Source organism: Paenibacillus soyae, from assembly GCF_024623455.1.
GTDB lineage: Bacteria > Bacillota > Bacilli > Paenibacillales > Paenibacillaceae > Pristimantibacillus > Pristimantibacillus soyae.
The window spans coordinates 512,070-520,822 of record NZ_JANIPJ010000002.1; the positions used below are offsets into that span (position 1 = coordinate 512,070).

The window sequence follows — 8,753 nt, forward strand, 5'->3', positions numbered from 1 at the left end:
CCGCAAGGCATCACGGACTTCCCCGGTTTTTTGCTGTGTGTGTTAGTTGTTCGCGAAGTCCTCGGAAGGGCTCTTCGGACGGCGAGTGTCGCTGCGGCCTTCGCTGCTGCGTTTGTAGCCGCCGCCGCTGCCGCCGCGGTTCTCATAGCTGCCGCTTCCACGGTTCTCGTAACCGCCGCGGGAGCTGCCGCCGCCGCTGTAGCTGCCGCGTCTGTCGTCGCGACCGCGGTATCCGCCGCCGCCGCTGCCGCCGCGGTTTCCGCCATAGGACGAGCCGCTGCCGCTGCGATTGAACGGACGCCCGTTCGAACGAATATCCGGTCTGCGTTTTTTCGCGCGAAGCGGTTCTTCCGGCGTCAATTCGATGTCTACGTTCTTCTTCTCGCCCGTGATCAGCTTCATGGCTGCCGCAAGTAGATGAACGGAATCGTACTGCTCCAACAGTTGGATCGCGATTGCTTTGAATTCGGAGAACTCTTCGTTCTGCACGATTTCGAGCAGACGCTCTGCCGTAACGCGTTGCTTGCCCTCGATCGCTTCCGCGATGCTCGGCAAAGGCTTGCGGTTCATGCGCTGGCGCGTAATGCGCTCGATAAAGTGCAAATGGTCGATTTCGCGCGGAGTTACGAAGCTCCACGCCGTTCCTTCTTTGCCCGCGCGGCCCGTACGGCCGATACGATGTACATAGCTCTCCGGATCCTGCGGCAAGTCGAAGTTAATAACGTGCGTTACCCCGGATACGTCCAAGCCGCGCGCGGCGACGTCCGTTGCGACAAGCACGTCGATGCTGCCGTCGCGGAACTTGCGCATTACGTTGTCGCGCTGATTCTGGGACAAATCGCCATGCAGTCCGTCGGCGGAATAACCGCGCTTCTGGAGCGCTTCGCTCAGCTCGTCTACACGACGTTTCGTGCGTCCGAAAATAATGGCAAGCTCTGGCGATTCCATATCAAGCAACCGGCTCAGCGCTTCGAACTTTTGACGTTCATGCACCTCAATGTATGATTGCTCGATGGACGGCGCCGTTACTTGCTTCGGAATGACCGAAACATGCTCCGGATCCTTCAGGAACTGCTGCGCCAGCTTCTGGATGTTGGCCGGCATCGTCGCCGAGAACAGCATCGTTTGGCGTTCTTCCGGAACCATCTTCAGGATCGACTGGATGTCCTCCATGAAGCCCATGTCCAGCATCTCGTCCGCTTCGTCCAGCACGACGGTCTGCACGTCTTCGAGGCGGATCGTCTTCCGGTTGATGTGGTCGAGCAGCCTGCCCGGCGTTCCGATAATAATTTGCGGCTTCTTCTTAAGAGCGCGAATCTGACGGCCGATCTCTTGTCCGCCGTAGATTGGCAGCGAACGAAGGCCTTTGTATCGAGTAAGCTTCCCGATCTCATCCGCCACCTGGATAGCGAGTTCACGGGTTGGCGTCATAATTAGTGCAACGATACGATCCTCGCTTGTTGGAATCTTGTTAATCAGCGGGATTCCGAATGCCGCCGTCTTGCCCGTACCTGTCTGGGCTTGGCCGATTAAATCGCGGCCTGTCAATGCCACTGGAATGGACTTGTCTTGGATCGGGGTGGATTCCTCGAAGCCAAGCTCGGTTATTGCTTGCAACACTTTTGGTTCCAAGCCAAATTCAGCAAATGTTTTCAAACTTTTCTCATACTCCTTCTATCTAAAGCCTGCTTATAGAATATCCAAATCATTATAGCACATAAGAGATAATGAATACCAGTTAAGGAGCAAATCCATACTAAACCGACGACAACAACGGTTTGGAGCGATTACATGAACCCATACAAACGACGTTATCTGCTGACCTTTCCCATGATGACGATCGGATCTTTGTTAGTCGCCGTCGGCTTTAATTTATTTCTCATCCCCCATCAGGTGCTCAGCGGCGGCTTGTCCGGCGTATCGATGATGATCGGCTATATTACGGGCGGCAATATCGGTTGGCTGTTTCTGATCCTGAACATTCCCGTGCTGATCTGGGGCTGGTTCTCTCTAGGCAGGAGATTCGTGCTTTGGAGCACCTATAACGTTCTCATGTCCACGTTGTTCCTCCAGCTTATTCCCGTGCGGAATATCGCCCATGACATTCTGCTCGGCGCCGTATTCGGAGGAATCATCGTCGGCTTCGGGAGCGGACTCACCTTAAGGTACGGAGGATCCTCTGGAGGGTTCGACATCGTCGCCTCCATCGTCACTAGAAAACGCGACCTTCCCGTCGGCATGATCATCTTCCTGCTTAACGGCGGCGTCATCGCGATCCTTATCTTTTTCACGAAAAATTGGGACCTTGCCCTATACTCGCTCTTTTCCATATTCGCTGCCGGCAAGCTTGTCGACATCGTCCATATCCGTCATTTGAAAGTAACAGCGTTTATCATTACGACCAAAACCGATGAAATTTTGAGCAAACTCTTGACCCATCCGCGCGGAATCACGATCGTCAAAACAAGAGGAGCGTTCTCCTCGGCGGAAAGGGATATGCTGATGACCGTCCGAACCAAGTTCGAACTGGCGGAATTGACCAAAACCATCATGACGATCGACCCGAAAGCCTTCATTAATATTGTGGAAACGGTTGGCGTCGTCGGCGACTTCCGCAGGCAGGAGAATCCGTGAGCATACGCAAATATGGAATTTTCATGCAATCTCTATGTTTTTGAAAACGTTCCTGTTATAATGACGGTATCCCGCAGTTTCAAAAAGTTGTACCGTTTCATGCCATAGGTATCCCCTGCTGCTTTCTAGTTTTTCACAATTAGGACGAAAGGGTGAGGCTAAGATGGATATGGAAACAGTCAAATTGTCGCTGATTGTAGAAAGACTTGCCCCAGAGCTCGGTCCGTTTCTCACCTCGCGCGAGATGGACCTGAACATTGTGCTTCGCGACGGCTTAGAGGTGCTCGAGCCGGCCGACGCCATGGAGATCGTACAGCACAGCATCTGCAACGGTCAGAAACAAGCTTTATTGCAATGACAAGGCTTTTGTCGGGAGTATCGGTTTAATTGGAAGTGCCAGTCGACCTATCGACTGGCCTTTTGTTTTTTTTCGCCTCAAAAAAACAGATGACCGGGACAACCGGCGTGACTTATAATTTTGGAAGAACATGATGAAGCATCATAAGATTCAGCCTGCGAGGAGAGAGCATAATGGACATCATTATTACGACCTTCATGTTGTTGTACAACCTGCTTACCGGCTCCGGAGAAGACAGTGAAAACGCCAAGAAGATTGCCATCGCTTATCTGAACGCCGCCTCAGGCGAAACGATCGTAGGTCCCGTTGCGCCGGGAGACCCCGGCACTCCGCAGCAGCCGGACGGCGGAGAACAAGCAGCCCCCGCCAAAAAGGACCCCCAGCCCGATACGCCTCCGATCAAAGGCATATACGTAACCGCGCACAGCGCGGGCGGCGCCCGGATGGATTCGCTGCTCAAGCTGGTGGATGAAACCGATTTGAACAGCATGGTCATCGACATCAAGGATGACAACGGATATATTACGTACCCCACCACGACGCCGGAGCTGCTCGAGATCGGCACGCCGAAGAAGTTTATCGGCGATATCGAGAAATTGATGACCACGCTGAAGGAGCATGACATCTACCCTATCGCCCGCATCGTCGTGTTTAAGGATACCGTCTTATCCGTCAAAAAGCCGGAGCTGAGCTTCCGGCAGTCCGACGGCACGATATGGAAGAACGGGCGCGGCGAAAGCTTCGTCAATCCATACCGCCAAGAAGTATGGGATTATAATATCGCGCTCGCCAAGGAAGCCGCCAAGCTTGGCTTCAAAGAGATCCAGTTCGACTACGTCCGGTTTCCCGAAGGGTTCGAGAACAGGGCGGATACCTTGACCTTCAACAAAACGGAGGTTTCGCGCGTTGATGCGGTCGCCGGCTTCGTCAAATACGCGCGCGAGCAGCTTGAGCCGCTAGGCGTACGTGTCTCCGTCGATATATTCGGTTATGCGGCGTCCGTCCCCGCTGCGGAAGGCATCGGTCAGGACTTTGTCAAAATATCGAATGATGTGCACGTGATCTCGCCGATGATCTATCCGAGCCATTACAGCACCGGGTGGTTTAATCAGAAAACGCCGGACCGAAGTCCTTACGAGACCATCAAAGGCGCGATTGAGGATACGCACGAGAAGCTGGCCGATACGGGACCGTTAAAACCGATCATTCGTCCTTGGATCCAAGATTTCACGGCAAGCTGGCTTGGGAAGGGCAACTATCTGAAATACGGCAAGGCCGAGGTCGAAGCGCAGATTAAGGCGCTCCACGACGAAGGGGTTACCGAATATTTGCTTTGGAACGCCGGCAATAAGTATTCGCCGGGCGTGACGTACAAATAACAGCCATCAAAAAACCTGGTGTGGCATAATGCCTCACCAGGTTTTTTAGTTTGTTTATTATTGCGAAAGACGGCTTGCCAGCTCGTACATCTCCATGTCGAACGGCTTCTTCGAATGAACAACCGTATCGATATCCGTCGTGACGAGCTCGCCTTTGATGACGCCGCAGGATTTGCCGGAATCGCCGGCCATCAGCTGTCTGACGGCGAAATCGCCCAATCGGCTCGCGAGTACGCGGTCAACCGCCGTCGGCGTGCCGCCGCGCTGGATATGGCCAAGCACCGTTACCCGCGCTTCGATGCCGCTTAGCTCCGAAATCTTCTGCTGCACGTCTTCGCCTTTGGCCGCGCCTTCCGCAACGACGATAATACTGTGGCGTTTGCCTTTGGCGAAGTTGTTTTTCATACGTTCAGCCACCTCGGCCAGATCGAAAGGCACCTCAGGAACAAGAATCGTCTCCGCGCCGCTTGCCAATCCCGCATACAATGCGATATCGCCGCAATGACGACCCATGACTTCAACGATCGAAGAACGTTCGTGCGAGGACATCGTGTCGCGGATTTTGTTGATGGCATCCACGACGATGCTGACCGCGGTGTCGAAGCCGATCGTGAAATCCGTAAACGGAATATCGTTATCGATCGTGCCCGGCAACCCCATCGTCTTGATGCCGAGCTTGCTCAGCTTGTTCGCGCCTTGGTACGAACCGTCGCCGCCGATAACGACCAAGCCGTCGATGCCGCGCGCGCGAAGAATGTCCGCGCCGCGCTGCTGGCCTTCCGGCGTCAGAAACTCCTTGCAGCGCGCGGTCTGAAGAATGGTGCCTCCGCGTTGAATAATATCGCCGACGCTGCGAAGATCCATCGGACGCAAGTCGTCGTTAAGAAGGCCTTGGTAGCCCCGTTGTACGCCGTATACCTCCAGGCCATGAAACAGCGCGCTGCGCACGACTGCCCTGACGGCCGCGTTCATCCCTTGGGAATCCCCTCCGCTTGTCAAAACTGCGATTGATTTTACTGCAGACATGATTAACGCCTCCACCTTAAGTTATGTTAAGTATATTGACTGCGAATCCAATTGCTGTTGATAAGGAAGAAAATGCGCGTAAGCGGACTGTTCTTCATCAGCTGCTTCGATACTTCCTTCACTTCCTTCTGATGCCGAACCTTCGGGTCGGATAAATAAAGCGCCAGCAGACCCTCAATGATCAGCCGATGAAAGCGCCAGCCCGGCAGAGACTTGATGTCTTCTCTCGCCCTGCCTACAATGACCCCGATTCGTTCGACAAGAAGAGCTTTGTCTTCGTAGTAATTGCAGAAATTCAAATCTCCGCCATGACGGTCTTCCTCTTGATCGATCAAATAATCGAGCATGATGTGCAGACCGCATACATGGGGAAAATACAACCGGCGTATGTGCTCCGCATCCTGCTTGGATAAGCGATCCTCGCTCGCCGCAAGGAACAGCATGAACATGCCGAGCGTAGAGCCCGTCGCCGCCGCGAACTCGTTCCAGCGGAGATGCGGATATTTGTGCTGATGGCGGTCCCACCAGGCGAGCAGCTCCGGCTCGCGAAGATCCTTCCGGATATGCTTGTACACCTGCAGGTCGCCGTAAAGACCGACCAGCTCCGATACATGCTCCTGCACGCTCGCGTAAGAAGGAAGCTTCGACACCTGCGTCTGGCAGGTTCGCACGAGATGGTGCAAATACCCCCCGTCATCCCTTTCCTTCCGAAGCGCGTAATAATCGAGCAGCTCCGCCTCCGGATTCACCGCGTCCAACATGGATTGATGAAGAAGCCGGAAATCGTCCGGATCCAGCGAAGTGCTTCGATCGCATAAATTATCCAAATAATCGCTGATCGTCTGAAGAGCTACGATTAGAGGGATCAACGTATCGCGATATCCCAGATTGGCCGCGGCGTATACGCCCCCGCCCTGGCAGTGAAACTTCTTGTCGTGCATGCTGCTTAGCGCCTGCGTCCGCAATTCTGGATCGGGAATGGCCTCCGCGATCTGGCGGAGCTTGTTTAATTCCGCTTCTACCCCGGGCAATACATATTTGTAAACACGATGCATCAGCTTGATCGGGCCTTGCGGCGCGCGTCCGCCGGATAACGTCGTCAATCTCACGAACGCACCTCCTTCTTGCGTAAATCTTGTCATGAATGCCGGCGCGATTCCAGGTCCTGATTCATGCGATACCAGATCTGCAAATCGTTGATCCGGCTGGCGAATTCCGCTATTTCGTAGTTTAAGACGCACGAACGCTCGAAGCTGTCTTCTTCGTACAGCTCCGCTTGCTTCGTATTGATAACCTGCTCGAAATGCAGTATAAGGTCCGGAATGCGACCGCGAATAAGCTCCCATCTCTCGATCAGCTCGGCTTGCTCCGCGCGGGTGTGCTCTTCCCAATCCCGCTCCAGCGAAGGCAAATGGATGAGGAGTCTTTCATTCCACACAAAACCATAATCCGCCATCGTAAACCTCCACACATAAATGTACCATTTCGCAGGGCAATAATCCAGCCACAAATCGACAACGCGCCGTGATATACTGAATAACATCGGACATGGGCGACTCGTAATAGAGACAGAAACCTGGCTGCGGACTTCATGGTCTGCAAGCCGTTAATAGGACGGAGTGGAAAGAAGAACATGAGAGAGACGGAAACCGTACGGGGATCGATTTCGATATCATCAACAGCCAAGCAGGAGACGCTCGCGCTACGGGCGTTCAACTTTTCGACATTCGCCACGCAGGCGCTTGTCGTGTCCTTTATTCCTTTATATTTTATGACGCGGGGCTTCACGGAGAGCCAGATCGGCATCTTGTATTCGTCGGGGTTGTTCGTATCCATCTTTGCGAACATTATCGCCGGCCTCGCCAGCGACAAATATAGAACGATCCGCATAATATTGATTGTCATTCTTTTGGGACAATTAGCTACGCTGTCGCTGTTGTTCCCGCTCGAAAATTTCGTTATGGTCTGCATCGTTATGACCGCGTTTTATTTGTTCCAAACGCCGATCATCCCGCTCAGCGACAGCTTAATTCTGTTGTCCAGCCAATACACGGGCACGCCTTACGCGCTAATTCGCATATTCGGGTCGCTTGGTTTTGCGCTCAGCGCGTACGGACTCGGCCTCCTGCTCAAGGGCATCGGCTCCGAGTGGACGATTTTTGTGGCGCTCTGCACGGTGGGTATTTCGCTGCTGCTTACTATTTTTATTAAAGATTATCAGGGGCAATCTCGCAAAATCGAGTTTTCCGGGTTTTTCAAGCTGCTCCGCCAACGTCAAGTGCTGCTGTTCTTCCTGCTAATACTCATGGTATCCATCTCTCATCGCATGTACGAGAGCTTCCTTGCCGTCACGATGCGCCAGCTCGGAGCCAGCGATTCGCTGGTTGGCCTGTCGCTGCTTGTGTCGGCATCCAGCGAAATCCCGATTTTGTTCCTGCTTGGCAAATACGGCCACAAGTTCAAGGAGCTGCCGCTGCTCGTTATCGCATCGCTGATGTATGCCCTTCGCTTGTGGCTCATGGGCGAAATCGAGGATCCCCGTTGGTTTCTCGCCACGCAGGCCATGCACAGCGTCTCCTTCGGCATCTATTTCTCTACCGCGCTGCGATACATCTCGCATCTCATCCCGGACGAATACCGCTCCTCCGGCCAAGCGGTTTACACCGTCATCTGGACCGGACTCGCCGGTCTGATCAGCGGCGTGTTCGGCGGCCTCGTCTACGAGCAGCTCGGACGCGTCATGTTCTACCACGCCGCGACCGGCGTAGCCGTTGCCGCGGCGATCGGCTTCCTGCTGTACTTCTTCAGCAGGGCTAGCAAGTGAGTGGGGCGCCATGGGCGCCTTTTCTCTTCGGATTGGAGCGTCGAGCACATTTAGACGTTTCTGGCACGCCTATTTATTTCGACAGCCCCCATCAGCACATTTAGACGTTTCTAGCACGCTTATTTACTTCAGACCGCCCCCATTAGCACATTTAGACGTTTCTTGCACGCTTATTTACTTCAGACTGCACCCATCAGCACATTTAGACGTTTCTGGCACGCTTATTTACTTCAGACTGCACCCATCAGGATGATGTACAGTAAGTTGTGTACCAAGTTTTGGTCCTTTCCAAAACAAAAAAAAGTAGGGTATCCTCGGGATTGCTGAGATCACCAAGAGGAGGACCCTACTCAATGACTACTATACCCGAAAATCTGTTTAATGATCTACTTGAAAATACTGTTACGAAGCTGTTGAAGGAAAAGCTGGAACTGCTACTCCGTGAAGAACTTAAAAACTACATGGCTGTAGAACAACCTCAAGAGCGTAACAGCCGTAACGGCCACTACACGCGTGCTTTCCAAACTCGCTA

At 53.4% G+C, this 8,753-nt stretch carries 8 protein-coding genes and 1 pseudogene; 5 read left to right on the forward strand and 4 right to left on the reverse strand.

The features are described from left to right. Nucleotides 1-42: 42 nt before the first annotated feature. Entirely contained in the window at nucleotides 43-1,656 is a 1,614-nt protein-coding gene (gene cshA, locus NQZ67_RS05070) for a degradosome RNA helicase CshA (protein ID WP_257443326.1), read from the reverse strand. Between the two features lie 135 nt (nucleotides 1,657-1,791). Between cshA and NQZ67_RS05075 the strand changes: the two genes are divergently transcribed. The 3 genes from NQZ67_RS05075 to NQZ67_RS05085 all read left to right on the forward strand — a co-directional run bounded on the left by NQZ67_RS05075 (nucleotide 1,792) and on the right by NQZ67_RS05085 (nucleotide 4,371). Further along, nucleotides 1,792-2,634 (forward strand): YitT family protein, encoded by an 843-nt coding sequence (locus NQZ67_RS05075; RefSeq protein WP_257443328.1) that lies wholly within the window; start codon nucleotides 1,792-1,794, stop codon nucleotides 2,632-2,634. Nucleotides 2,635-2,797: 163 nt separating this feature from the next. Next, a complete protein-coding gene (locus NQZ67_RS05080) occupies nucleotides 2,798-2,992 on the forward strand; it encodes a hypothetical protein (protein WP_257443329.1) in 195 nt (64 codons plus the stop codon). A gap of 173 nt (nucleotides 2,993-3,165) precedes the next feature. Next, nucleotides 3,166-4,371, forward strand: a complete 1,206-nt coding sequence (locus NQZ67_RS05085; protein ID WP_257443331.1) for a putative glycoside hydrolase — start codon at nucleotides 3,166-3,168, stop codon at nucleotides 4,369-4,371. 57 nt (nucleotides 4,372-4,428) lie between these two features. On the opposite strand, the gene pfkA is transcribed toward NQZ67_RS05085, so the two are convergent. The 3 genes from pfkA to NQZ67_RS05100 all read right to left on the reverse strand — a co-directional run bounded on the left by pfkA (nucleotide 4,429) and on the right by NQZ67_RS05100 (nucleotide 6,853). Further along, nucleotides 4,429-5,397, reverse strand: a complete 969-nt coding sequence (gene pfkA / locus NQZ67_RS05090; RefSeq protein ID WP_257443333.1) for a 6-phosphofructokinase — start codon at nucleotides 5,395-5,397, stop codon at nucleotides 4,429-4,431. 26 nt (nucleotides 5,398-5,423) lie between these two features. Then, nucleotides 5,424-6,452 (reverse strand): tetraprenyl-beta-curcumene synthase family protein, encoded by a 1,029-nt coding sequence (locus NQZ67_RS05095; RefSeq protein ID WP_257443400.1) that lies wholly within the window; start codon nucleotides 6,450-6,452, stop codon nucleotides 5,424-5,426. Nucleotides 6,453-6,535: 83 nt separating this feature from the next. Then, nucleotides 6,536-6,853 (reverse strand): hypothetical protein, encoded by a 318-nt coding sequence (locus tag NQZ67_RS05100; RefSeq protein WP_257443335.1) that lies wholly within the window; start codon nucleotides 6,851-6,853, stop codon nucleotides 6,536-6,538. Nucleotides 6,854-7,030: 177 nt separating this feature from the next. Between NQZ67_RS05100 and NQZ67_RS05105 the strand changes: the two genes are divergently transcribed. Next, a complete protein-coding gene (locus NQZ67_RS05105) occupies nucleotides 7,031-8,221 on the forward strand; it encodes an MFS transporter (RefSeq protein WP_257443336.1) in 1,191 nt (396 codons plus the stop codon). 353 nt (nucleotides 8,222-8,574) lie between these two features. Next, a pseudogene (locus NQZ67_RS30765) lies at nucleotides 8,575-8,753 on the forward strand (IS256 family transposase); the annotation flags it as partial.